The following is a 25,802-nucleotide window of genomic DNA, read 5'->3' as shown; positions in this document are numbered from 1 at the left end:
TTAAGTCTAGGGAAACGTTCCCGCTGGTCTCGACCGGGTTGTGCGTCCCGAGGAGTGAGAGCGACCACGCCGGGCAACTGTTAACGGCCACCCTTGGTGACCGGCAGTTGACGGTCACCAGACACGGTATCCCTACACTGGCCCGCGGCATGGGCGTATGACGACTGACCTGAGGCGGACATGACCAGCGGCAAGAAGACTAAGGCCACGCGCTCCAGCGTGGCGGCGGCGAGGTCCTCGGTGGTGGCGAAGAAGCCGAAACCGTGGGGCACCATCATCGCGGTGATCGCCGTGCTGGCGCTGGCAGGGACGGTGTTCGGGTACGCCTACGCGCAGATCTCGGAGAAGAACCAGCGCGAGGCCGCCCTGGCGAAGTGGAACCCGTCCGAGGAGAACAAGGACCCGTCGGACCAGATCCAGGGCGTGGTCAAGAAGGACTACAAGGCCGGCAAGCACGTGCAGCCGACCCAGCGGGTGGCCTACGACCAGTCACCGCCCTTCGGTGGTCCGCACGACGGCGCGTGGGCGAACTGCACCGGCATCGTGTACCCGAAGGCGGTGCGCACCGAGAACATGGTGCACGCGCTGGAGCACGGCGCGGTGTGGATCGCGTACAACCCGGACCGGATCAGCGGTGAGCCGCTGGACAAGCTGAAGAAGAAGGCCGACGGCCAGCAGTACACCATGCTGTCGCCGTACCCCGGCCTGGACAAGCCGATCGCGCTCCAGGCGTGGGGCCACCAGCTCAAGGTCGAGAGCGCCGACGACGAGCGGATCGACCAGTTCATCCAGTCGCTGCGGCGCAACCAGTACACGTACCCGGAGATCGGTGCGGCGTGCGACTCGAACACGTTCGACATCGACAACCCGCCGCCGTTCGTGGTGGAGGCGCCGGGCGCGGACGCGGTCCCGATGGACGGCGGCACCGAGGACCAGGCCGAGACCGGCAACCAGCCCGGGGTGCCCTCCGACGCCGCTCCGACCACCCAGCCGAGCAGCTGACCTCGATGTCGGACACCGGGCAGCAGCGCAGCGTCACCACCACGCGGGCCGTCGTGGTCACCGTGGCGGTGCTCGCCGTGCTGCTGCTCGGTGCCGCCGTCGGGTTGCTGATCAAGCTGCCGGGCGCGGACTCCTCGGCCACGCCCGGCCGGGACTCGGTGGACGTCGGGTTCACGCAGGACATGGCGGTGCACCACCTCCAGGGCATCACCATGGCCAACACCGCGCGGGACAAGACGGCGGACCCGGCGATCCGGCAGCTCGCGTTCGACATCGAGTCGACGCAGCTGGAGCAGGTCGGGCGGATGAAGGGCTGGCTCACCCTGTGGGGGATGCCCGAGCAGTCCGTCGACGGCACGCACATGAAGTGGATGGACTCCTCGTCGCACCACTCCTCGTCGACCGGGGGCACGACCGGGCTGATGCCCGGCATGGCCACCTCCGAGGAACTGGCGAAGCTGCGCTCGCTGGCCGGCACCGAATTCGACGTGTACTTCCTCCAGCTGATGCTGCGGCACCACCAGGGCGGCGCGCCGATGGCCGAGTACGGGGCCAAGCACGCCGGCGCCCCGGTGGTCCGGACGCTCGCCGAGAACATGCTGAAATCGCAGTCGAGCGAGGGCGAGTACATGAAGCAGCTCATCGCCGAACGCGGTGCGACGCCTCTCCCGTAGCGCACCCGTGTCCGCCGAGAGGCATCTACCGGTGGGCACGGACCTTTCCCGGAATGGCCTTCCGACGCCGAGTGGATCGGTCCCTCTCATACCGGCCCGCTGATCAGTTGCGCGGCACCGCGGTCATCAGCAGCCCGCTCGGATAAGCGGCGGTGGTGAACTTCGTCCGCACCGGTTTGCCGGGGACGGGCACCAGCCGCCAGCGAGCCGCCACCGTCGCCAGCGTCAGCACCACCTCGGTCTGCGCGAACACGTTGCCCATGCACTGGCGCGCACCGCCCCCGAACGGCACGAACGCGCCCTTCGGCAGCGCGGCGACCCGTTCCGGGAGCCAGCGGTCGGGGTCGAAGCGCTCGGGGTCGGGGAAGTGCGCCGGGTCGTGGTGCACGGCGTGCGGGCTGACGATGACCTCCGCGCCGGGCGGCAGCACCGTGCCGCCGAGGTCGACCGGCTCGACCGCCTTGCGCATCAGGATCCAGATCGGGTACTTCCGCAGCACCTCGTTGACCACCCGGTGCAGGTAGACCAGCTTCGGCAGGTCCTCGAAGGTCGCCGGCCGACCGGCCAGCACCTCGTCCACCTCGGCGTGCGCCCGCCGTTCCACCTCGGGGTTCTCCGCCAGCTCGTGGAACGCCCAGGCCAGCGCGAGCGCGGTGGTCTCGACGCCCGCGGTCAGCAGGGCCAGCACCTCGTCGTAGGCCTGCCGGTCGGTCATCCCGTCGCCGGACTCCTCGTCCTGCGCGGCCAGCAGCATGGACAGCAGGTCCCCGTGGTCCTCGTCGTCGGTCCGCCGACTCGCGATGACCTCCAGCACGATGCCGCGCATCCGCTCGGAGGCCTCGTCGAACCGCCGGTTCACGGGCAGCGGGAGCCGGCTGACGAACTCCGGCGACAAGGCGCGCACCATGCCGTTCTTCAGCACGTCGAACAGCGACCGGCGGATCTCGGCGGTGGCCCGCTCCCCCACCCCGGTGGAGAACAGCGCCTCGCCGACGATGGTGACCGCGAGCGCCTGCATGTCGTGCTCGACCACCCGGACCTCGCCCGGACGCCAGCCGGCGGCCACGTCGGTCGCCGCCCGGACCATGGTGGCGGCGTAGCGGGCGATGCGCTCCCGGTGGAACGCGGGCTGCACCATCCGCCGCTGCCTGCGGTGGTACGCGCCCTCGGACAGCAGCAGCCCGTTGCCAAGGAACGGCCGGAACCGCTCGAACATGATCCCTTTCCGGAATCGCGAGCTGTCCGTCACGAGCACCTGGTGGACGAATCGGGGACTCGTCACGAAATAGGTGGGCACCGGACCCAGGTGGACTTTCACGATCTCGCCCCGGGCGCGCAGCCCGGCGGTGAAGCCGGCCCGTGCGCGCAGCAGCGACAACGTGTGCCCGAGCAACGGCAACCGACCGGGTGCGACCGGAACCGACATCATCGCTCCTCGATGGGAGGCGAATTCTCCGAACGCATTACGATAGGCGGCATTCGGGTGACGTCGACAGCGTCCATTCAGGGGTCACCCCGATGGCCCAATGATCGGCAATGCACCGCCGGCTAAACTCGTGGCCCGCGAGTCGAAGGGGTGTTCCCGGTGGTCCGATCGGACTGGGTTCCGCAGAACGTGGACATTTCCGTACCCAGTGCCGCGCGCGCTTACGACTTCATGCTGGGCGGCGCGCACAACTTCGCGGTCGACCGCGAGGTGGCCCGGAAGATCAACGCGCTGATGCCCGGTTCGCGGGCGGCGGCGCGGGTCAACCGGGCGTTCCTCGGCCGGGCCGTGCGGTTCATGGCCGAGCGGGGCATCCGGCAGTTCCTGGACATCGGCTCCGGCATCCCGACCGTGGCGAACGTGCACGAGGTGGCGCACAGCGTGGCCCCGGAGTGCCGGGTGGTCTACGTGGACAAGGACCCGATCGCGGTGGCGCACAGCGAGCTGATCCTGGCCGACGAGGACCGGGCGGACATCGTGCGCGCCGACATGCGCGACGTGGACGGCATCCTGAACAGCCCCCAGGTGCGGGGGCTGCTGGACTTCGACCAGCCGGTCGGCCTGCTGATGCTGCTGATGCTGCACTGGCTGCGGGACGAGTGGGGGCCCGCGGAACTGGTCGCGCGCTACCGGGACGCCCTGCCGGACGGCAGCTACCTGGCGGTCAGCCACGCGTCCGACGACCACGTCGGCACGCAGCTGCGCAACGCGGACCGGGCGATGGGCGACAGCGGCAGCGCGGACCGGATCACGCCGCGCGAGCACTCCGCGATCCTGGCGATGCTGGACGGTTTCGACCTGGTCGAGCCGGGGCTGGTGGGCGCGGGCGAATGGCGGCCGACCGGCCCGGGCGACATCTCCGACATGCCCGACATGAACATGCTGCTCTACGTCGCGGTGGGGCGCGTGCGCCGCTGACCCGACCGTGCGGCGAGGACCGTCGACATCCGCTGTCGAGTCCGACGGAGTGTGACGTCAACAGTTGTAGAGAATCGATCGTGCGACTTTTATTCACTCCTATGGTCGAGCGAATGCGGACGTCGAGTAGGTAAGCTTCCGCGAAACCCTGATCAGCACAAGGCAATGGGTATGCCTACTCCAGACCGCCGGCAAGACAGCACACCATCCACTCCGGATCCCGTCCGCGAGCGGGAATTGCTCGCGCGCAAGTGGGCATACCTGCTCAGCGGTGAGATCGTCGTCGCGCACACCAGGGACGCGCTGGAGGACATGCTGCGCGAACACCTGGACGGCATCTGCGACGCACTGCACCGCGAGCCGTTCGAGCAGGAGCCGCTGGCGCTGATCGGCGGCGAACTGGACGCGCTGGGACTGGTCGGGGAAGCCGGTCTGCGCTGCACCACCGACGTGCTCGGTCCCGGCCTGCTCGCGCTGCCCGAGTTCCAGCCCGCCGACCGGAACGCCGGGCGGATCGTGCTCGGCGTGGGCGCGCTCGCGGCCGGGTTCCTCGCCGCGAACCGGCGGTCCGTGCTGGAGCAGCAGGAGAGCCTCCAGCTCTCGATGCTCAAGGCGGTCCGGGACGCGAAGTGGCGGCTCCAGGAGAGCGAGGCGCGGTTCGACGAGGTGGTCACCTCATCCCAGAGCGGCGTGCTGATCGTCGACCTGGTGCACCCGGACGCGGTGGCCGCGCTGCGGGAGGCGATGAAGCAGCTGCTGGACGGCGGCCAGGAGCGGATCCGGCAGTCGCAGCGGCTGCTGCGCAAGGACGGCGACGTCGCCCGGATCTCGCTGACCACCTCCCTGCTGCGGCACGCCGACGGCCGGCCCGCGCACTTCGTGACCGTGGTGGAGGACGGCACCGAGCTGATGCTGCTCCAGGGCGAGCTGAACCGGCAGGCGCTGCACGACGTGCTCACCGGGCTGCCCAACCGGCAGTACTTCGGCACCTACCTGGAGACCGCGCTGCGGCGGGCCGACCCGGAGCACGGCGTGACGCTGTTCCACCTGGACCTGGACGCGTTCGGGATGGTGTGCAACAGCCTGGGCAGCCGGGTGGGCGAACGGCTGCTGGTGCACGTCGCGCAGCGGCTGAAGAACGTGATGGCGCGGGAGAGGGCGATGATCGCCCGGTTCGAGGGCGACGAGTTCGGCATCCTGGTGGAGAACACCGCGAGCACGCCGGACATCGCGCGAATCGTGGCCGCCATCAACGACGAGCTGGCCGAGCCGACCTTCGTGGACGATGACGGCCTGGCCCTGTCGGCGAGCATCGGCGTGGTGCTCAGGCCGCCCCGCGACATGGAGCCCACCGAGCTGTTGCGGGCGGCCGACCAGGCGCTGCGCCGGGCGAAGACGGGCCGGCGCGGGCAGTGGGAGCTGTTCCACCCCAAGCAGGACGAGGCGGACCGGCGCGCGCAGGCGCTCGCGGTCCGCATGCCGGGCGCGTGGGAGCTCGGCGAGATCGGCGTGCGCTACCGCCCGGTGTCCGGGTTCGGCGGCGGCGTGGTGGGCGTGGAGGCGTTGCTGCACTGGGACCGCCAGGACCCGTTGGGGCACGACGAGTGCGTGGAACTGGCCGAGCAGACCGGCCTGGTGCTGCCGCTGGGCGAGTGGCTGCTGCGGGTGGCGGGCGGTCAGGCCCGGTGGTGGCGGCAGCGCGACCGCATCGAGGCGCCGCTGGTGGTCGGTCTGACCGCGGTGCAGTCCGGCGACGCGGACCTGGTGTCCCGGGTGGTGCGGGTGCTGGACGACACGGGTCTGCGGCCGGACCGGCTGTCGGTCGGGATGCCGGTGGGCGTGCTGTCCGTCGCGGAGGCGGTGGACAACCTGACCGTGCTGGCGGACATGGGCGTCCGCACGGCGCTGCACGACTTCGGCCTGGGTCCGGACGACCTGGCCGCGCTGGAGGACCTGCCGGCGCGGTCCGTGCGGGTGGCCCGGCGGCTGGTCGACCACCGCGCCTCGTACGTCCACGCCCTGGTGTCGGCGGTGCGGGCGTCCGGCGTGACGATCGTGGTGGACGGCGTGCGGACGGCCGAGCAGGCCGACTGGTGGCGCACGGCCGGCGCGGACGCGGGTTCGGGCGACTTCTTCGGCGCGGCCTGCACGCCGGCCGAGGTGGTCGCGTTCTTCCGGTGACGCAGAGTTTTCCAGGCCTGAACGGAGAAACTCTTGTGTCCGAATAATCACCGGGGTAAGAGCTTTCGCGCGTGATTGTGCCCACCGGAGACCCGCCCGGTCGCCGGGCGCTTCGTTCGGCACGGAAGCCCTGGTAGCGGTCCCACCGGCCGATGGCCGGCAGTCCGTACCCCCTCAATCACCAAGTGTGATGACACTGTTTCGATACATGCCTCAAATGGGTTACCCACCCTGGTTTTAGTGGCGGTGAGCGATCACAGTGGGTCAATAGCGAGGCTCCTCCGCGCCTCGCTCCCCCATCAGATCGGTACCTGTCGTGAACCACGAATCGATGCAGCACTTCTCCTCCGGCCCGTGGACGCTCGTGCTGGCGTACGGCGTGTCCGTCATCGGCTCGCTGATCGGCCTGTCCTGCATGGCCAGGGCCAGGAGCGAGCCGACCAGGAGGGCCAAGGTCCTCTGGACCGCGCTCGGCGCGCTCGCCATCGGCGGCATCGCCATCTGGCTGATGCACTTCATCGCCATGCTCGGCTTCGACGTCCCCGGCGCGACGATCAAGTACTCCGCACCGCTGACCGCCCTGTCCGCACTGGTCGCCGTGGGCGTGGTCGGCGCCGGCCTGTCCCTGGTGACGCTGGTCCGCTTCACCAGGATGCGCCTGCTCGTCGCGGGCACCCTGGCCGGTGTCGGCGTGGCGGGGATGCACTACCTGGGCATGTCGGCGATCCGCTTCAAGGGCGAGATCTCCTACGACCCGACCCTCGTCGCGGCGTCCGTGCTGATCGCCATCGCCGCCGCCACCGCCGCGTTCTGGTTCACCCTGGTCGTGAAGACCCCCACCGCGCGCGTGGTGGCCGGCCTGGTCATGGGCGTGGCCGTGACCGGGATGCACTACACCGGCATGGCGGCGGTCCACGTGACGTCCGACGCGACGTTCCCGGCACCCCAGGGCACCGCCGTGTTCGACCTGGTCTTCCCGATCTTCGTGATCAGCGGCCTGGTCGTCGGCGCCCTGCTGTGGATGCTGTTCACCTCCGGCAACGACGGCCTCGGCGAACCGGCCGAATCCGCGGGCTGACCGATCCGGAAAACCCCCTCGGACCCGACCACCCGCTGCGCTAGGGTCGTCGCATGACGTTCTTCTTCCGACTCTGACGCGACCGTCGGCGAGCCACGGGCATCCCCCTCGCCGTCGATGCGGGGCGGCACACCCACCGCCCCGGTCGCGACGCGGAAGAAGATCCATGATCTCTCCCCCACCGGCGTGCGCGAACGCCGGCGCTGAACCGCGTCCTGGCCCACTCGCCGGGACGTGACGACCGCGCGCCTGCTGGCGCGAACGGTACGAGGCATTGAATCGTTGGCAGCGCAGGAGATCGCCCGTCTGGGCACGGTGCGGCGCACCGCCCACCGCGAGGTGTGGTGGACGTGCCCGACACCGGGCCCCGAGGTCCTCGGCCTGCGCTGCGTGGACGACGTCTTCGTGGTCGCCGCCACCGTGACCGGCATCGGCCACACCCGCGGCGACCTCCGGCTGCTGGCGAAGGCCGCCGCAGCCGTGGACGCTGAACGCGTTGTAGCGCAAAGGATGTCGTTCGGCATCCGAGCATGTCCGTCCACAGTGGATGTTTCGGCGTCTTTCCTGGGTCGCCGCAACTACACCAGGTTCGACCTGGAGGACACCGTCGGCGAGCCGCTGGCAGCCGCCCTCGGCCTGCCCTACCGCAGCCGCCGCAACGGCCACTCCCCGCCACCGGACAGCCTGTCCTGGCGCGTGACGGTGACCGACGACCAGGCCGTGCTGTCCCTGCGAATCGCCCCGAAACCGTTGCACCGCAGGAGCTACCGCCAAGCGTCCCGCCCCGGGGCACTGCACCCGCCGGTAGCGGCGGCCATGCTGCTGCTGGCGTCGCCACGGCCCGGCGAACGCCTGCTGGACCCGTTCTGCGGCACCGGCACCATCCCCGTCGAAGCCGATCCGGCGCTGACCGGGATCGGCACCGACGCCGACCCGTCGGCCATCGCCGCCGCGCGGACCAACGGCGCGGGGCGGGACATCACGTGGGCGTTGGCCGACGCGGGCAGACTGCCGTTCCGCACCGGGGGAATCGACGTGGTGGTGACCAACCCACCCTGGAACCGCCAGGTGAAGCCGTCCGCCACCCTGGCCGCCGACCCGGACCGCTTCTGGGCCGAACTGACCCGGACCCTCACCCCGACCGGCCGTGCCGTCCTGCTGCTGCCGGACGCCGACCACCACCTGGCCGACGCCGTGAAAGCCGGCCTGACACCGACCGACCGCCGCCCCGTCAGCCTCTTCGGCACCCATCCGGAGCTGGTCACGGTGAAGCCGAGAACCAACCCACCACACTGACCAGGACGACGATCGCCGACGCCCCCACCACCCACGGAGCGGCCCGCAGCCGGCGGGCGATCCGCCGGGCGTCGGCGGCCCGCCGGGGTTCGCCCGCGGACAGCCGGCAAGCCACCACGAACACCCCGACCCCGATCATCACCAGGAGCGCCAACGCGGCCGGCACCAGCCCGACGTCCACCAGCCGCCCTCCGTTCGCCACCCTCGCCATACTGCCAATGAGTGGCAACAACGCCGACCCCGGCTGCCGAAGATCACACCCCCGAACCGCCCTCCGCTCCACAGTCGCCCCGATCGGACGAAGGCTTGACCGCCTTTTCGCAGTCTCACCCGCTTCGCGCGCCAATACACTCAGCCACCGGTTGATCACCAAACGCGAGGGGAGAGCGCGTGGAGGATCACTACCGGTTCGGGTTCGAGGAGGACGACGAGCAGGCGGCACCCGCGCCGAGACCGACCGCCGCACCGGGCGTGACCGGCCAGGACACCATGCACACCGTGACGGTGGCGGTCGACCCCGACGCGAACGTGCTGTCCGTCTCGCTGGCACCGGACTGGCGGCGGCGGTCGGACCTGAGGCTGCTGCACCGAGCCGTCACCGAAGCCGCCAACGCGGCCACCGCCGCCGCACTGGCCGAACGCATCGGCGAACGCGCACCCGCCACACCTCCCACCCCCGCCGACGACCTGTCCCCCATCCGGCCCGCGGACGCGTTGCGGCTGCTCAAGGCCGTCACCGCCGACGTCCGCGAGTACAACCGCCGGACCACCGAAACCGCGAACAGACCCCAGCGCGCGGAGAGCAGGGGCGGTCACGTCGTGGCAACCGCCCGACGCGGTCGGCTGATCGACGTCACGCTCGACCACAACTGGCTGAACGCCGCCCGCGACACCGAGATCACCGCCGAACTGCGCGAAGCACTCGCCCGCGTCCGGACCGCGCCGGAGGACCTGCACAGCCCCGCCGTCACCGAGCTCCAGACCCTCCTCGCCGACCAGGACGCCCTGCTGCGCCGAGTGGGGCTGCGGCCATGACCGACCTGAACGCCGCGCTGGACGCGATGCGTGACGACGCCACCGTGTGGGCCACCGCCGCGGACAGCCTCGAAGCACCGCGCGACGAGGTGACCGAACTGCCGCTGTCCGGCGCGGAGATGTCGATGTGGGCGGCCGACCTCGGCTTGGACCGCACCTACAACGAGGCCCGCGCCAAGGTGGAAACCGTGCTGTCACAGGCCGTCGCGGGGTTCCGCGAGCTGGCCGTCGGCCTGCGCGCCGCCGCCGACACGTACCAGCGCGAAGAGGAAGCGAACCTGCACTCGTTCAACCGATTGGACCGGTAGTGGCCAACGCACTCGTCCAGCAGGCGCACAACCAGGCGCGGGACGTCGAGCGGGCGATCCGCGAGTTCTTCGACCAGGTGAACGACGTGCTCAGCTGGGTGCCCGACGCGTTGGGCCACCTCGTCCGGCCGATCGAGCAGGGCATGGCGGCGGTCGCCCGGGCCGTGCGGGACTTCTGGGACCGGGTGAACCGGCTCTGGGACCAGCCCGGTGACGCCGACCGGCTGCGGGCGACCGGCGAGCGGTGGACCGCCGGGGTCGGCCGCGTGGTGGACGACATCGCGGACACGATCGAGCCGCACCGGCTGCGCACCGACGTCGAATGGGCCGGCCGGGCCGCGCGCGCCTACCAGAAGACGGTGCTGCCGCAGAGCCAGGGTCTGAAGGACGTCAAGGACCTCAGCGACCAGGTGCGCACGTCCTTGACCAACCTGGCGAACTCGGTAGACGCGTTCTGGATGGCGATCGGCTTCGCGTTCGGCGGCTTCCTGGTGGCCATGGCGATCGCGATCGCCGAGGCGTGCAGCGTGGTGGGCATCCCGGCCGCCATCGCCACCGTGCTGACCGCCGTGGGCGCGGCCGTGGGGCTGCTCGGCACGGCGGTGCTGGCGATGGAGGCGCACTTCAACAGCATCGAGGCCGAGCAGTTGGCCATCCGGCAGAAGGCGGAGGACATCGACTCGACGTGGCAGCGGCCGAACACGGCGGACTTGGCCGACGCGACCGTCCGGGACGGCGACCGTCCGGATTGGGAGCCGGCATGATCCTGCCGGGCGGATCCGGGATTCCCCAGTGGTACCAACCCGTTCCGCCCGAGTTCGCGGGACGCGTCCGGTCCCGGTGCACGACGGTCGGGGTGCCGGTGGTGCTCGCGGACGTGGTGTTCGGGGTGCTGGTCGTGGTGCTGCGCGACGTGCCTTCGACGTCGTACCACCTGTTCCACACCGGAGCGGTGGGCGCGGGCGTGCTGTCGGCGTTCTTCTCGTCGCTCGTCGGGTTCACGCTGGCGGGCTCACGGTCGTACGCGCGCGGCGACCGGCTGAACATGACCGGTCTGGGCATCGCGCGCCGCACGTCGCTGGCGATGTGGGTGTTCAGCGTCGTCTGCACGGCGATCGGCTGGTCCATCACGTTCATGACGCTGCTCCGGCCGGCCCGTGCGCCGACCTTGGGCGGTGGGGTGGTCGCGTACGCGGCCCTGCTGGCCGCGCCCCCGCTGGTGGGGCTCGTGGCGGTTGCTGTGACCCGGTCGCTGGCGCCGAGGTCGAGCCGCTGACACCGCGTCGGCGAGGTGCGTTCGGAACGGAGTCGTCCACATAGGACGCCTGGTGAGCCGCGCCTTCTCCGGCGACGCCACTACCGCTGCGACGAGGCGGATCCTGTTCGTCCCGCGACGATCGACGGCCCGTGACCAATCAGGACGCGTCCACCGCGGCCCGGGCGCACGTCCTGCGACAGGATGCCCGTACACCGGGCGGTCACCTCATCGGACGGGTCGGTGCCGGGTTCGGCCAGCCGTTCTCGTGTCCTTTTGAACGTGTCGAACGAGTCCGCTCGCCGACCGGCCGCTTCTCCAGTCGCGCGGCGACATCCGCCACGAATCGAGACCCGGGTGGACCGACGACGCGGATCCGCACCGCCGCGCTTCGGTTTCCCGCAGCGTTGTGAGATCACCGGTCGCCCTTTCACCGGCCACCAATCTTTCCGACCCTGCGGCGGCCACAAGGACCCCGTTCGACACATGCCGGTAACCGAACGGACGTCTCCGACAAATCCGGTACGGCCGACGGCCGGTGCATCCGTGGGACGTCGGTGACCGCCGCGCGGACGCCCGCCGGCGGCCGTTCCCCGCGATCGGCAGTGGTCAGCGCGTCGGCGCACACCGGCCGGCTCGACTCCAGGGCGAGCCGCGCACGCCCCCGCGCACCCGCCACACCGGCTCGCGGGCCGCCGTCGCCCCAGCACTCGGATGACCTGGGCGACAGCCCGCGCACACCGCGCAGCCTGCCGCAACCGCCCTCCGAGAGATCATGAGCCTTCCTCACATGTGACCGTCCGTGCACAGCTCCGTGTGCGCATTTTCGCGTCGAGCCGGAGATTAGCCCGACGGAATACCGATCACCCCGGAAGACATGGATCGAAAAACCCTCCGGACCCTTCTAAGGGTCCACTGACCAGGACCTTCACAATTACCGGAAAGGGTCGTACACCCACCGTGACGAGGTCGATTCCAACTCACCCAGACCGGTACGTACCGGCCGGTCGGGTGGAATTCGGCACCCACTCCCCGGAGACTGATTCGGCCGTTCGGTTCAGGTCAAACCGGTGGAACACCCGAGTAGTGCGGCTTCCTCGACTACCTGGGGCGAACTTTCCGTAAGCCTTCTGGAGGTGCCCGAGCGCCGGGAAAGTGCGCTACGTTCGGATTTGCCGCACCGGTTTCACCCGAGGCGTAATAAATCCCAGGGGCATCCGGTCAGCCGGCGAATCAATTCGCCCTGCCGCCGGTCCGATGACCTGTGCCCGCGCTTCGGCAGTTGAACTCTCCGTGCTGAAGGATCAGGGGACATCGTGATGGAGAAATGTTCGGAGCCGGCCGCCACAACGGCCGAGTCCCGGCCGGGGCGTGACCGCGCCGGTGAATTACCCGGCGGACTCGTGGTCCGCAAGTACGGCGGCTCGTCGCTGGCCACCCCGGACCGGGTGCGCAACGTGGCCGGCGCGCTGGCGGCGCTGGCCGCCGAGGGCAGGCGGGTCGTCGTGGTGGTCTCCGCCATGGGCGACACCACCGACGAGCTGGTCGCGCTGGCGGGCGAGTTCGCCGACCGGCCGGAAGCGAGGGAACTGGACCAACTGATGGCGACCGGCGAACAGGCGTCGGCCGCACTGCTGGCGCTGGCCGTCAACCAGCTCGGCGTGCGCGCCGGGTCGCTGTCGGGCGACCAGGCGGGCATCGTCGTCGGCGGACGACCGGGCGCGGGGGTGATCGAGCGGATCGACGCCCACCGGATCTTCGAGCGGCTGCGCCACTGGCGGGTGGTCGTGGTCGCCGGCTTCCAGGGCCGCAACCGGGACGGCGAGCTGCTCACGTTGGGCCGCGGCGGCTCGGACACCACCGCCGTCGCCCTGGCCGCCGCGCTCGGCAGCACGGACTGCGAGATCTGCACGGACGTGGCCGGCGTGCACACCGCCGACCCGCGGGTGGTGCCCGGCAGCCGGCGGCTCGACACCGTGCCCTACGACGTGATGACCGAACTGGCCGGGCGCGGCGCGAAGGTGCTGCACCCGAGGTCGGTCGCGCTGGCCGCCCGGCACGAGGTCCGGGTGCGGGTGCTGCACTCGATGTGGCCGGTGGACGGCACGACCGTGGCCGAGGAGCCGCTGGAAGCCGGCCACCGGGTGGTCGGCATCGCGCACGAGCGCGACGTGCGGCTGGTGTCGCTCACCCTCACCGGGGCGCGGGCCGCCCGCTGCGCGCCCGCACTGGCGAAACTCGTCGAGCACGGGCTGAACCCGGACGTGCTGACCTGGCGGGACCGGCACGAGGTGCGGTTCACCGTGCGCGGGCAGGCCCCGCTGGACGTGCTGGACGAGGTCGCGCGCGAACTGGACGCCAAGTGGGTCGTGGAGGACGACCTCGGCGCGGTGTCCGTGGTGGGCGTCGGCCTGTTCGACCACCCCGGCTACCTCGCGGGGATGCTGCGCGCGGTCGGTGCGCTCGGCGTGGCCGTGGCGGCGCTGGCCACCTCGCCGTCCCGGTTCACCGCCGTGCTGCCGGTCGACCTGCTGGACGCCGCCGTGTGCGCGCTGCACGAGACCTTCGGCCTCGGGGCAGGCCGGTGAGCCCGCGGGACGCGCCGGTCGGTGTGGTGGCCGACGGCCGCGTGCTGACCTGCGGCGGGTTCGGCCAGGACGCCCGGTGGCAGGAGGGCGAACGGCTGGAGACGGTGTTCGAGCAGCACTGCGACTCGGTAGGTGATCGGCTCGCCGTGGAAGCCGATGACCTGCGGCTGACGTTCGCGGAGCTGGACGCGTGGGCCAACCGGCTGGCCCGGCACCTGCGGGCGCTGGGCGTCCGGCCGGGCGACCGGGTCGGGCTGCTGTTCGACCGGCCGGCAGACGCGTACGCCGGGATGCTCGCGGTGCTCAAGGCCGGCGCGGCCTACGTGCCGCTGGACACCGCGTTCCCGGACGACCGGCTGGCCTACATCGTGCAGGACGCCGACGTGCGCCGCGTGCTGTCGGTGTCGTCGTTGCGCGCCCGCCTGCCGGTCGACGTGGTGTGCCTGGACGAGGACGAGCCGGTGATCGCCCGGCAGCCCGCGCACCGGTTGACACCGCAGGAGAAGGGCGAGCCGGCGGACGGGCTGTGCTACGTCGTCTACACGTCCGGCTCCACCGGACGGCCGAAGGGCGTCACCGTCGAGCACTCCGCGATCTGCAACTTCGTCCGGGTGGCCGTGGAGGTCTACGGGATCGAGCCCGGCGACCGGATGTACCAGGGCATGACGATCGCCTTCGACTTCTCGGTGGAGGAGATCTGGGTGCCGCTGCTGTCCGGCGCGACCCTCGTGCCGCGGCCCGCCGGGGCGTCGCTGCTCGGTCACGAACTGCGGGACTTCCTGGTGGACAAGGGGATCACCGCGCTGTGCTGCGTGCCCACGCTGCTCGCCACCATCGACGACGACGTGCCGGACCTGCGCTTCCTGCTGGTGTCCGGCGAGGCCTGCCCGGAGGACCTGGTCAACCGCTGGTACCGGCCGGACCGCCGGTTCCTCAACGTGTACGGCCCGACCGAGGCGACCGTCACGGCGACCTGGGCGGTGGTGCGGCCGGACCGCCCGGTGACCATCGGCGTGCCGCTGCCGACGTACTCGGTGGTGGTGCTCGACCCGGACGAGCCGCGTGCGCTGGACCGGGGCGAGACGGGCGAGCTCGGCATCGCCGGGATCGGCCTGGCGACGGGGTACCTCAACCGGCCGGAGCTGACCACCCGGGCGTTCGTGCCGGACTTCCTCGGCATCGAGCACAACCCGTCGGGCCGCATCTACCGCACCGGTGACCTCGCCCGGATCGACGAGGCCGGCGAGATCGAGTACCTCGGCCGGATCGACACCCAGGTGAAGATCCGGGGGTACCGGGTCGAGGTCACCGAGATCGAGTCGGTGCTGCTGCGGGTACCCGACGTGGCCCAGGCCGTGGTCGAGCCGTACCGGCCGGACTCCGGCACGGTCGAGCTCGTCGCGTACTACAGCCTGCGCCAGGACGCGGCGGACCCGGGCGCCGAGGAGATCTACCGGCAGCTGCGGGAACGGCTGCCCGCGTACATGGTTCCCGCGTACCTCGAACGGCTCGACCTGGTCCCGATGACACCGGCGGGCAAGGCCGACCGGCGCAACCTGCCCGCGCCGACGACGACGCGGAGCCTGGCGTCCGGGCGGGCGCACGTGGAGCCCACGAACGAGACCGAGCGCGTGCTGGCCGAAGCGCTGGCGGAGGCGGTGCGCGTGGAGCGGGTCTCGGTGGACAGCGACTTCTTCGCCGAACTCGGCGCGGACTCGTTGCTGCTGGCCAGGTTCTGCGCCAAGGTGCGGCAACGCACCGACCTGCCGCCGATCCCGATGCGGGACGTGTACCGGCACACCACCGTGCGTTCGTTGGCGGCGTCGCTGTCCGGAGCGCCGGTCGGCACCACGCGGGTCGAACCCACCCGCAGGGCCGGCACCGCGCGATACCTCCTCTGCGGGCTCGCACAGCTGTTGATCTTCCTGGGGTACGCCTGCGGTTTCGCCCTCCTGCTGGAGACCGGGTTCGAGTGGATCGCCGAGGCGCAGGGCATCGTGGACTTGTACCTGCGCTCGGTGGAGATGGCGGTGGCCGCCTTCGCGTTCGTCTCCGGGCTGCCGATCGTGGCCAAGTGGGTCCTGATCGGCCGCTGGAGACCGCGCGAGATACCGCTGTGGGGGTTGACCTACCTGCGTTTCTGGACGGTGAAGGCGCTCATCCGGTTCAGCCCGCTGTCGCTGTTCGTCGGATCTCCGCTGTACGTGCTGTACCTGCGGGCGTTGGGCGCCCGGATCGGCAAGGGCGTGCTGTTCATGACGCGCACCCCGCCGGTGTGCACCGACCTGCTGACCGTCGGCGACGGGGCCGTGATCCGGAAGGACTCGTACCTCAACGGCTACCGCGTGCGGGCAGGCGTGGTGCAGACCGGACGCGTGACGCTGGGCCGGCAGTCGTTCGTGGGCGAGATGTCGGTGTTGGACATCGACGTGGCGATCGGCGACAACGCCCAGCTCGGCCACGCGTCTTCTCTGCACAGCGGGCAAACCGTTCCGGACGGCGAGTCCTGGCACGGCTCGCCCGCGCAGAAGTCCACAGTGGACTACCGTGCGATCGGGACGTCACCGCTGCCGCGCGGTCGACGGGCGCTCTTCGGGCTGGCCCAACTGTTCACCCTCCTGGTCGTGTCCATGCCCCTCGTGCTGCTGGCCACCGACCTGGTGATCGGCATGGTCTACACCGGTCCGCCCGACTTCACCAGCTGGGCGTTCTACCGGGGGCAGCTCCTGGACTCCGCGTTGTTGTACTTCGGCGGACTGGTGGTCGGACTGCTCATCGTGCTCACCGTGCCGCGCCTGCTCACGCCGTTGCTGCGGCCGGGCCGGACCTATCCGTTGTACGGCTTGCGCTTCGCGGTGCACCAGACGTTGTTCCGGCTGACCAACGTGCGGGCGTTCAACTACCTGTTCGGCGACAGCTCGGCCATCGTGTACTACCTGCGTGCGTTGGGCTACCGCCTGGGCGCGTTCGAGCAGACCGGCTCGAACTTCGGCGTCGAGGTCAAGCACGAGTCGCCGACGCTGAGCACCGTCGGCGTGGGCACCATGGTGTCCGACGGGCTGTCGATCCTCAACGCCGACTTCTCCGGCACGTCGTTCCGCGTGCGCGAGGTCGCCGTCGCGCCACGGACGTTCCTGGGCAACAGCATCGCCTACCCACCGGGCGCGCACGTCGGGGAGAACTGCCTGCTGGCGACGAAAGTGCTGGTACCGCTGGACGGACCGGTCAGATCCGACACCGGGCTGCTCGGCTCGCCCGCGTTCGAGATCCCGCGGACGGTCCGCCGCGACACCGAACTCGACATCGTCGAGGCCAAGGAACGGGGCCTGCCGGCCAAGAACCGCCACAACACCGCCACCGCGCTGATCTACCTGTTCGTGCACTGGTTCCAGGTGCTGGGGATCGTGCTGATCGGCGTGGCCACCGGCAGCCTGCACGCCCGGCTGGACTGGCTGGCGACCGCGGCGAACATCGTGCTCACCGTCGTGTTCACGGTGTTGTCCATGGTGCTGACCGAGCGGGCGGCGCAGGGCTTCCGCCGGTTGCGGCCGAGGTTCTGCTCGATCTACGACCCGGTCTTCTGGCGGCACGAGCGCTTCTGGAAGCTCAGCCCCGGCCGCTACCTGATGCTGTTCGACGGCACACCGCTGAAGAACGTCCTGTGGCGCCTGCTCGGCGTGCGCATCGGCAGGCGGGTGCTGGACGACGGCTGCGCGATCCCGGAGAAGTCCCTCGTCACCCTCGGCGACGACTGCTCGCTCAACGCGGGCACCGTGATCCAGGGCCACTCGCTGGAGGACGGGACGTTCAAGTCGGACCACATCACCGTCGGCGCAGGCACCACCCTGGGCACCGGCGCGTTCGTCCACTACGGATCGACCATCGGCGAACACGCGGTCGTGGAACCGGATTCGTTCGTCATGAAGGGCACCGAAGCCCCCACGAGGTCGAGGTGGCGCGGCAACCCGGCCGTAGAACTGACCGAGAACAGCGCGGAAGACCCCGCGCGGAGGCAGCCATGACCCAGACCACCACCAACTACCCACTGGTGACGACGGCACTACCCGGCCCTATCTCGTCCGAGTACCTGGCTCACCAGGACGAGTGGGAGTCCAACGCGAGAAGTTACCCCCGCCGCCTGCCGATCGCCTTGGCCGAAGGTTTCGGCAGCTACGTCCGGGACGTGGACGGCAACGTCTTCATAGACTTCCTGTCCGGTGCGGGCGTCCTGTCCCTGGGCCACAACCACCCGGAGGTGGCCAAGGCGGCAGCGGGCCGCTTGCAGGTCCTGACCCACGCGCTCGACTTCCCCACGCCGGCCAAGCGCGAGTTCCTGGACGCCCAGCTGTCCATGCTCCCGGCGGCCCTGCGGGACCGCATGAAGGTCCACTTCTGCGGGCCCACCGGCGCGAACGCGGTGGACGCCGCCCTGAAGCTCTGCAAGACGGCCACCGGCCGGGGCGGCGTGGTGTCGTTCCAGGGAGGTTTCCACGGAGCCACCCACGCGGCGATGGCGGTGTCCGGGCTGGTGTCGCAGAAGGAGCCGATCACCGACGGAATGCCGGGCGTGCACTTCTTCCCGTACTCGTACTGCGCCAGGTGCCCGTTGGGCCTGAAGCCCGACTCCTGCGAGACGAACTGCGTCAGCCTCCTGGAGCGGTCCCTGCAAGACCCCAACGGCGGCATCGCCAAGCCCGCGGCCGTAGTGCTCGAACTCGTGCAGGGCGAAGGCGGCGTGATCCCGGCCCGCAAGGACTTCGTACAACGAATCCGAGCCCTGACGAGGACTTTGGACATCCCCCTGGTGGTGGACGAGGTCCAGACAGGCGCAGGCCGCACCGGCACCTGGTTCGCCTTCGAGCAGTACGACATCGAGCCGGACGTCATCGTCGCGTCGAAGGCGCTCAGCGGCATAGGTCTGCCGGTGGCGATCATCCTCTACGACAAGCGCCTGGACACCTGGTCCCCCGGAGCCCACACGGGCACTTTCCGAGGCAACCAGGCGGCGTTCGCCGCGGGTGTGGAGACCATCAAGATCTTCCACCGCGACAACATCCTGGAGAACGTGCAGAAGCGGGGCATCCAACTGCAGACCCGCCTGGCGGCCCTGGAGACCCACCCCTGGGTCCACGAGATCCGGGGCCGAGGCCTGATGTGGGGCATCGAACTGGCGGACCCCACCACCAAGTCCCCGGCAGTCACCGAAGCCGCAGCCGTCCAGTACCACGCCCTCCGCCAGGGCCTGATCGTCGAACTGGGCGGCCGAGACGACGCGGTAGTCCGCCTGATGCCGCCTCTGAACGTGACGGAGGAAGTCATCGACCAAGCGGCCAGCATCATCATCGACGCCGTAACCACCTCCTGCCCGGACCACGCCTGACCGACCGCGACGAACGGGGTCCTCGACCGGTGGTCGAGGACCCCGTTCGCACGACCACTACTCGGTTTTGTCACACGCCTTGTCAGGGCAGCCCGGCCCGCGCCGCTGCCCTCATATAGGCGTACTGCGGACCTCTGCGATCCGAACCCAGTGCTGCGGAACCGGGTTGTCAGCGGAGGCTGGCGCCGTACACGTTGTCGACCGTCATGGTGATCAACACCCGTCGGTCGGACACCATGACCGATCGGTACTCGTCCCAGTCCGGGTGCTCACCCGCAGCGGCACGGTAGTAGTCCACCAATGCCTCTACCTCGGGTCCGTGCGGATCGGTTCCGGGGCCGACGAGGGTGACCGTGCCCTCGGCGGTGGCCCACGCCCAGCCGTCCGCACTGGTCACCTCCAGCGCGGCTCGTGGGTCGCGACGAAGGTTCGCGGTCTTGGCGGTGTCCTCCCTGGTCGACACCCGGATGACACCGCTGCCCCGGTCGTACGACGGTTGCACGGGAGAGAGCTGGGGACGGCCGTCGGACTTGATCGTCGCGAGCACGCCGAGCTTGCTCTGCTCGATCAGCGCGTGCGGGTCGAAAGGCGTGTCAGTCATGTCGACAGCAACCCGTGGCCGGGAGCTGCGTATTCCAGGCTGACGCTGCGTTGAGCCCGCACCACCACGAGGCCCGGTGAACACTGCCGCCGGGCTCGACGTCCTCGAAGACGTGCCGATACCGGGCGGCGAGTGACGCAGAGATCGCGCCGCCCGCCGTCCGGCCGGGACTCAGCCCGGTGTCCGCACCATGCCGCCGGTGCGCGGCAAGGGTGTCTGAATGCCGTGCTGTGACGCCGGACGACCGACGCCCTGGTACGAAAGGCCCGCGCGGTGCAGGGTGAGCGGGTCGAGGTGGTTCCGGGTGTCGATGACGGCCCGGCCGCCGAGCCGGCCCGCGATCCGCGCCCAGTCGAGGGCTCGGAACTCCGGCCACTCGGTCAGCAGCATGACCGCCACCGCACCACTGGCCGCGTGATAGGCGGTGCCCATGATCCGCACCCGGTCCGTCGCGCCCGCCACCGGGCCGTTGACGGTCGGGTCGTAGCCGAGCAGTTCCGCGCCCTCGGCGGCCAGCAGTTCGGCGATCGCCAACGCCGGGGAGTCCCGCAGGTCGTCGGTGCCGGCCTTGAACGTCAAGCCCAGCAGCGCGATCCGGGCTCCAGCCAGGTCGCCGCCCACTGCTTTGCGCACCTTGTCCACCACCAACCCGTGCTGCCTCGCGTTGGTGTCGATGGCGGCTCGCAGCAGCGGGAAGTCGCTGCCGACGGACTCCGCGCACCTCAGCAGCGCGACGGTGTCCTTCGGCAGGCAGGATCCGCCCCACCCCGGACCGGGTCGCAGGAACGACGTGCCGATCCGTGCGTCGTACCCCATCCCCCTTGTCACGTCGTCGATGTTCGCTTCGAGGTACTCGCACAACTCGGCGACAGTGTTCACAAAGGACAGACGAGTCGCCAGGTAGCAGTTGGCCGCGTACTTGATCATCTCCGCACTGGCGGAGTCGGTCAGCAGGACGGGGGTGTCGAGCTTCCCGTACAGACCGGCCACCCGCTCGGCACCCAGCAGGTCGTGACCAGCCGAGCCGATCACGATCCGGTCGGGATGCAGGAAGTCGTGGACCGCCGACCCCTCACGCAGGAACTCGGGGTTGGACACGACCGACACATCCGGTCGGTCGAGCAGGTCGGCGACGCGGCACGCCGTGCCGACCGGGACCGTCGACTTGTTCACCACCACACAACCGGGTAGCAGCACGTCGCGCAGCCCGGTCACGACGGACTCCAGCGTCGTGAGGTCCGCCGCCCCGGTCGCCCCCATCGGTGTCGGCAGGCAGAGGATCACGATGTCGGCCTCGGACGCCGCCGCTCTCGCGCCGAGCACGAACCCCAGCCGGCCGGACGCCAGGCCGTCCACCACCAGCTCGCAGATGCCCGGCTCCCGGATGGTGGCCTCGCCGCGCCGCAACGCGTTCACCTTCTCCTGGTCGACATCCGCGCACACCACCCGGTGCCCCAGTGACGCGAGGCACCCGGCTGTCGTCAGCCCGACATAGCCGGCGCCGATCACCGCGACACGAGTTCCGCCTAGTTCATCCATTCCTTCTGCTCCCCCGTCTTGCCGCCACCGGGCAGAGCTGCTCCCGGCCCGGCGACGCCAAGACAATTCGGATTTCGTGGAGTTGCCGAAAAAGAACCGCAGGTGCCGGCCGGAAGCCGCCGTCCGCGTCGATCCCGCACCGGCCGGTGCTACTCGCCGTGCGGGATGGCCCGGATTCCTTGGTAAGGGGTTTCCTTGCCCAGGAAGTCGACCGTCTCGAACAACCCGATCGCGCTCATCGGGTAGCGGGCGCCGGCGTCGGCGACGAAGACGCAGGAGTGGATCTGCTTCCGCTCCGAGGCGGCTGCTTCGCTGCCCTTGCGGATGTGCTTGTGGGTGTGGATCAGGATGGGCATGAAACCTCCGCCGAGGAACGTGCTCTTCTGCAGGATCGCCCCGCCGACGCAGTCGATCACGCATCCCTTGCCGAGGATGGCGTCGCGGCCCTGGTAGTAGTAGGACGGTGTGGCCAGGGTGCCGTGTTCGACGTGGAAGACACCGGCTGCCAGACCGATGATCGAACGACCGCCGGCCCGCAGCACCGACCGGTAGAAGTCGACCAGGATCGGTCGCACGGTCACGTCCGGGAGTTTGAACTCCGGGCACATCAGCACGATCCGCATCAACTCCGCGAGGGTGAGGGCGGCGCCGTTCCCACTCGGGAACTCCTGGTCCCACGGCACCAGGTAGTCCGACGGCGAGACCATGCCGGTGCCGACGTCCTCGCTGATCAGCCGTTCCGCCTCCGTCCTCGGAGCCGCGACCCCGTCACCGATCCCGAGGATCCGCCCGGCGAGCAGGTACTGGCTCTCCAGGGTTTTCGCCCTGCTCGCCGCGATCACGAGGTTGAGCCTGCCGGTGACCGTGTCCGGAATGTCGAAGAGGTGGTCGATGCCGTCCGTGGGGACGTTGATCTTCGCCTCGGCGGTGCGCGGCAGCAGCGGTCGGAACGAATCGACGATCTCCTTCAGGGGAACGGCGAACTCGCCGGGTCCGACCTGAGCGAGTTTCTCCGCGGCCATCGCCCGGTAGTCGTAGGGGATGGCGGTGGAGGGCGACAGCACGATGTCGGCCAGCAGAGCGCGATACCGGTCGTCGCCCAACGTCGCCGCTGCCAGTTCCAAGGACAGGTAGGCGGACTCCTCGCCGGGCCCGTGGATCCAGCTCCCGGTGAACGGGGGCTCGAATCGGCACGCCCGGGCGAACGATTCGTAAGCGGTGTCATCGGCCTTGATCTGGCTCGCGATCCGGGACAGGGCCGATCCCCGGTCCATGACCTCGGCCACCATGTCCGGTGCCGGTAGTAGCAGCGTCGAGCAGTCCTGAGCACTCTGCGTCATGTCCCACTCCCGAGTCTTGCGAACATCCGGTCATTCCCCTGCGGGTCGCCGGGCTGGTCGGTTTCCGATGGTTGAGGGAAAGTGCCGGTCGACACGGCCGTGCTGAGTGCCGCCATGCGTCGGAGTTCGGCGAGCCGTATCAGCGCAGTACCCTCCTCAACGCTGTGCAACAACTCCAATTGCGCCAGGAGTGCCTCCTCGAAGTGGTTCCCGGAGATCATGAAGTGGTGCTGCGACACCCCGTCGCGGACGTGGGCAGCGTCTCGGACGTGGACGGAGTGCATGTTCTTGAAGTCGACGGACGAGCCGAAGCGCGGCTCGAAGACCAGGGTGACGTGTGTGCCGGAGTCCAGTTCCACGTCCGCCACGCGGTACCGGAATTCTGTTCCATAGGGAATGCTCGCGTGTGTCGTGCAGTCCTTCGCCACAGGCTCGGAGAACGCGAAGCCGGCCAGGTCGGCATAGGCGATGAAGCCGGCGGAGGACGTGTACAGCTCGATCTCCGGCAGGCCCTCGACCAAGGTGCGCACGCGCATTTCCGAGGTCACCGAAACCGGCGCGGCACGAAGGTACGCCCGGTAGTCGTCAGCCGGGAGGATCGACCGCAGAATGCTCAACATGTGGAAGAGCTCGTAGCCGGCCTCGCCGTACTGGGTGTCGACGAACCTGCCGTTCGCGACGTCGAGCTCCCGGTTCTTGGTGAACTCCACGGTGATCTTCCGGATCGGATCGGACGCGCTGAGCTCTCGCACGGAGTCCCCGAAGCACCGCACTGCCTCGCTGTACGCGTACACGTCGTTGACGACGATCCGGGAACGGGGGTGCTGCCGGATCGTCCGCATGAGACCGGCGAGGTCGGTCGGGTAGCAGGCCGGTTTCTCGAGCAGGATCCGGGCGTCCGGCCGGCAGTGCAGGATCTCGTCGACCACCGAAAGGTGCGTGGCCGTCGGCGTCGCGACCACCCAGGCGTCGACGCGAGTCGGGTCGGGCACCCGCGACACCCGGTCCCAGTCCGCGCCACTCCGGTGGTCCACCGTGCCGATCCGGTGGCCTGCCTGCTGGAAACAGGCGGCATGTCGTGCCCCGATCTTCCCGATCCCGACCACTACGATGGTCAGGTCAGCCGGCGGAGTTCCCGACACGATCGGTTCCCCCCGTTCGAATGGCATGACCGGCAGCGGCGGTGCCTGCCGCCCGGCCCAGCACAGCGCCCGCCATCAGTCCGGTGCCGCCCGGATATCCCTGGTCGTAAAGGCCGCCGACGATCACGCCGGCCGCATAGAGCCCGTTGATCGGCTCGCCACCCCCGCGCACCTCCGCGTTGGTGGTCACCGACAGTCCGCCATAGGTGAACGTCAAGCCGCAGACCACGGGAACGAACAGGAACGGAGCCGTATCGAGCCGTTTCGGTGTACGTACGGCAGCGCCCCGTTCGGCGGGTTCGAAGTCTCCGCCACCGCTGTTCATCCGCTGGACTTCATGGCTCAGATTCTCGACATCGATGCCGAGTTGCCGAGCCCCGTCCTCGATCGACCGGCTGAGCACCGACGCCGGGTCGGCGAGGTAGCCGTCCGGCAGTACGCCGGCGCCGATCACCTTGTCGTCGAATATCTGGAAGGCGATCTGCCCGGGCTGGTCCAGGATCTTCTGCCCCAGCGTGACGTAGGTCAGGTTGCTGTAGTCCGCGGATTCGTCGAAGAAGCGGCGGCCCTGCCGATTGACGACGATACCCCGCGGAAAGGCGTAACGCGTCAAGTCGTGCGATTGGCGCATCTGCCCCGGCAGCATGTAGTCCGGCAACTCGATCCCCTGCGGTGTGGCGTGGCACTTCCCCCAGTTGCCCGCCCGGTCGGCGCCGAGGGCGATGGCCGCCGCCAACGGAGCACCCTTGTTGAACGGCACCCCGCGCAACTTCACATCCCGCCACTGGTCGCCGAGGTGGCGCTCCCGCATCTCCGGGTTCCCCTCGAAGCCCGCAGACGCCAGGACCAACGCGTCGGCAATGACCGGAAACGCGGGCCCGGATCCCCGGAGGGCATACCGTCCGCCGTCGACCACATCGATCGCGGTCACCGCACTGTCGTAGAAAACTCTTCCGCCAAGCCGTTCGAACTGGGCGAAGTTACGGCTTTGCAGGCCTTCACCGCCACCGTCGAGAACGATGGGCACATCACCGGGAAGAGGCTTGGGCCTGGGCGCCCAACGTTGACCGAAGTCACGCATCCACGCGATCGTGCTCTCCGAACGACGGATGACCGAGTTCACCAGCGTGACATCCACCTGGCAGCCCGAGCCCCGAAGCCAATCGTCCAGGTACTGCTCCTCGGTGTACCCCGACCGGCCGCCCAGGATCTCTTCGACTCGGCCCTTGTCGGCGTCCCGGAGCAGGCCGGCGATGAACGAACCGCCCTGCCAGCAGAAACGCATGGTCTTGGTCAACGAGCTGTTCCCACCGCGCAACTCCTCCGGCGCGGCGTCGAAAACGGCAACCGAGGTGACACCGGCCTGCAACGCGGCTATCCCCGAACAGAGTCCGGCATTGCCCGCGCCGACGATAGCGACCTGCCACTCACCCACGCCACTCTGCCCGTTATCCATTCACGACACTCCCCCAGTCTTGTCTGCGCGCCATTTCCGACCAAAGCCTGATTTCGCACAGCTGTCACCCACGGCGCACTACGGTGTTATCGCGGGCCGTGATCGACCAGCAGCAACGAAGCCAATGCGGCAACAAAGTCAACGGACAGCCAGCCGGAACCACGACTGACACCCCCACCGCGCGTCAAGCGCGATCCTGCTGGTTCTGACGACTGCGATCGCGTCGATTCCAGTGCAGTGGCCGGACTAGGCCAGTCACCGACACCGTTGACACAAAGCGACTCAGGAAGCCGGTGCTCGTTCTCCGCGGACGAGATCGGCTCGTACCGCAGATCCATGTTCGCGGGCCCTCCACCGACCAGCCGCTGACAATGCCGAGCATGCCTCAAGAGACCTTGGCGGTACTGTGACGATCCTTGAGTTGCCTGGTCAGGCTCAGTACGAACCGCACACACCCAGCCGCGACCTCAGGCCGGGAGTGTCGTGGAGCGCGTCACCGATCATCGACGTGGCTCACCGGGCG

General features: G+C 69.7%; 20 protein-coding genes. 13 read left to right on the top strand and 7 right to left on the bottom strand.

Annotated elements, in window-relative coordinates; translation table 11 throughout:
* The first annotated feature begins 180 nt into the window (after positions 1–180).
* The gene (locus FHS29_RS34405) at positions 181–1,002 is read left to right on the top strand and encodes a thioredoxin-like domain-containing protein (protein WP_184698549.1); all 822 of its coding nucleotides are present in this window, start codon (positions 181–183) and stop codon (positions 1,000–1,002) included.
* A gap of 5 nt (positions 1,003–1,007) precedes the next feature.
* The gene (locus FHS29_RS34400; RefSeq protein WP_184698547.1) at positions 1,008–1,676 is read left to right on the top strand and encodes a DUF305 domain-containing protein; all 669 of its coding nucleotides are present in this window, start codon (positions 1,008–1,010) and stop codon (positions 1,674–1,676) included.
* A gap of 103 nt (positions 1,677–1,779) precedes the next feature.
* Here the strand turns inward: FHS29_RS34400 and FHS29_RS34395 are convergent, their stop codons facing one another.
* Positions 1,780–3,102 carry a cytochrome P450 gene (locus FHS29_RS34395; protein ID WP_184698545.1) on the bottom strand — a complete coding sequence of 441 codons (1,323 nt, stop codon included), beginning with the start codon at positions 3,100–3,102 and terminating at the stop codon, positions 1,780–1,782.
* Between the two features lie 159 nt (positions 3,103–3,261).
* Here FHS29_RS34395 and FHS29_RS34390 point away from each other — a divergent pair, with 159 nt between their 5' ends.
* The 4 genes from FHS29_RS34390 (at position 3,262) to FHS29_RS34375 (ending at position 8,635) form a co-directional block, all read left to right on the top strand.
* Entirely contained in the window at positions 3,262–4,080 is an 819-nt protein-coding gene (locus FHS29_RS34390) for an SAM-dependent methyltransferase (protein WP_184698543.1), read from the top strand.
* A gap of 237 nt (positions 4,081–4,317) precedes the next feature.
* On the top strand, positions 4,318–6,261 hold the full coding sequence (locus tag FHS29_RS34385) for a putative bifunctional diguanylate cyclase/phosphodiesterase (RefSeq protein WP_246441151.1): 1,944 nt from the start codon (positions 4,318–4,320) through the stop codon (positions 6,259–6,261).
* A 316-nt stretch (positions 6,262–6,577) separates the two neighbouring features.
* Positions 6,578–7,339, top strand: coding sequence for an MHYT domain-containing protein (locus FHS29_RS34380; RefSeq protein WP_312865232.1), 762 nt, complete (start codon positions 6,578–6,580; stop codon positions 7,337–7,339).
* Between the two features lie 282 nt (positions 7,340–7,621).
* Positions 7,622–8,635, top strand: a complete 1,014-nt coding sequence (locus FHS29_RS34375; protein WP_246441150.1) for a TRM11 family SAM-dependent methyltransferase — start codon at positions 7,622–7,624, stop codon at positions 8,633–8,635.
* Here FHS29_RS34375 and FHS29_RS34370 read toward each other — a convergent pair.
* A complete protein-coding gene (locus FHS29_RS34370) occupies positions 8,601–8,837 on the bottom strand; it encodes a hypothetical protein (protein ID WP_184698537.1) in 237 nt (78 codons plus the stop codon). The two genes, FHS29_RS34375 and FHS29_RS34370, sit on opposite strands and share 35 nt — an antisense overlap.
* A gap of 188 nt (positions 8,838–9,025) precedes the next feature.
* On the opposite strand from FHS29_RS34370, the gene FHS29_RS34365 reads away from it, so the two are divergent.
* The 7 genes from FHS29_RS34365 to FHS29_RS34335 all read left to right on the top strand — a co-directional run bounded on the left by FHS29_RS34365 (position 9,026) and on the right by FHS29_RS34335 (position 19,201).
* Positions 9,026–9,670 (top strand): hypothetical protein, encoded by a 645-nt coding sequence (locus tag FHS29_RS34365; protein ID WP_184698535.1) that lies wholly within the window; start codon positions 9,026–9,028, stop codon positions 9,668–9,670.
* On the top strand, positions 9,667–9,978 hold the full coding sequence (locus FHS29_RS34360) for a hypothetical protein (RefSeq protein ID WP_184698533.1): 312 nt from the start codon (positions 9,667–9,669) through the stop codon (positions 9,976–9,978). The genes FHS29_RS34365 and FHS29_RS34360 overlap by 4 nt, the downstream gene beginning before the upstream one ends.
* The gene (locus tag FHS29_RS34355) at positions 9,978–10,742 is read left to right on the top strand and encodes a hypothetical protein (protein WP_184698531.1); all 765 of its coding nucleotides are present in this window, start codon (positions 9,978–9,980) and stop codon (positions 10,740–10,742) included. The genes FHS29_RS34360 and FHS29_RS34355 overlap by 1 nt, the downstream gene beginning before the upstream one ends.
* Complete coding sequence (locus FHS29_RS34350; protein ID WP_184698529.1) at positions 10,739–11,254, top strand: hypothetical protein; 516 nt, start codon at positions 10,739–10,741, stop codon at positions 11,252–11,254. Before FHS29_RS34355 ends, FHS29_RS34350 begins: the two co-directional genes overlap by 4 nt.
* Positions 11,255–12,552: 1,298 nt before the next feature.
* Positions 12,553–13,821 carry an aspartate kinase gene (locus FHS29_RS34345; protein WP_184698527.1) on the top strand — a complete coding sequence of 423 codons (1,269 nt, stop codon included), beginning with the start codon at positions 12,553–12,555 and terminating at the stop codon, positions 13,819–13,821.
* Positions 13,818–17,843, top strand: a complete 4,026-nt coding sequence (locus FHS29_RS34340) for a Pls/PosA family non-ribosomal peptide synthetase (RefSeq protein WP_312865231.1) — start codon at positions 13,818–13,820, stop codon at positions 17,841–17,843. Before FHS29_RS34345 ends, FHS29_RS34340 begins: the two co-directional genes overlap by 4 nt.
* Positions 17,840–19,201, top strand: coding sequence for a diaminobutyrate--2-oxoglutarate transaminase family protein (locus tag FHS29_RS34335; RefSeq protein WP_184698525.1), 1,362 nt, complete (start codon positions 17,840–17,842; stop codon positions 19,199–19,201). Before FHS29_RS34340 ends, FHS29_RS34335 begins: the two co-directional genes overlap by 4 nt.
* A gap of 169 nt (positions 19,202–19,370) precedes the next feature.
* Here the strand turns inward: FHS29_RS34335 and FHS29_RS34330 are convergent, their stop codons facing one another.
* The 5 genes from FHS29_RS34330 to FHS29_RS34310 form a co-directional block, all read right to left on the bottom strand.
* On the bottom strand, positions 19,371–19,802 hold the full coding sequence (locus FHS29_RS34330; RefSeq protein WP_184698523.1) for a PPOX class F420-dependent oxidoreductase: 432 nt from the start codon (positions 19,800–19,802) through the stop codon (positions 19,371–19,373).
* A gap of 171 nt (positions 19,803–19,973) precedes the next feature.
* On the bottom strand, positions 19,974–21,341 hold the full coding sequence (locus FHS29_RS34325) for a UDP-glucose dehydrogenase family protein (RefSeq protein WP_184698521.1): 1,368 nt from the start codon (positions 21,339–21,341) through the stop codon (positions 19,974–19,976).
* A gap of 149 nt (positions 21,342–21,490) precedes the next feature.
* Positions 21,491–22,681 (bottom strand): hypothetical protein, encoded by a 1,191-nt coding sequence (locus tag FHS29_RS34320; protein WP_184698519.1) that lies wholly within the window; start codon positions 22,679–22,681, stop codon positions 21,491–21,493.
* A complete protein-coding gene (locus tag FHS29_RS34315; protein ID WP_246441149.1) occupies positions 22,678–23,523 on the bottom strand; it encodes a hypothetical protein in 846 nt (281 codons plus the stop codon). The genes FHS29_RS34320 and FHS29_RS34315 overlap by 4 nt, the downstream gene beginning before the upstream one ends.
* A 277-nt stretch (positions 23,524–23,800) precedes the next feature.
* The gene (locus FHS29_RS34310) at positions 23,801–25,279 is read right to left on the bottom strand and encodes an FAD-binding protein (RefSeq protein ID WP_184698515.1); all 1,479 of its coding nucleotides are present in this window, start codon (positions 25,277–25,279) and stop codon (positions 23,801–23,803) included.
* Positions 25,280–25,802 lie beyond the last annotated feature (523 nt).

This window comes from Saccharothrix tamanrassetensis (assembly GCF_014203665.1).
GTDB lineage: Bacteria > Actinomycetota > Actinomycetes > Mycobacteriales > Pseudonocardiaceae > Actinosynnema > Actinosynnema tamanrassetense.
This window is presented reverse-complemented; position numbering and strand designations above follow the sequence as displayed.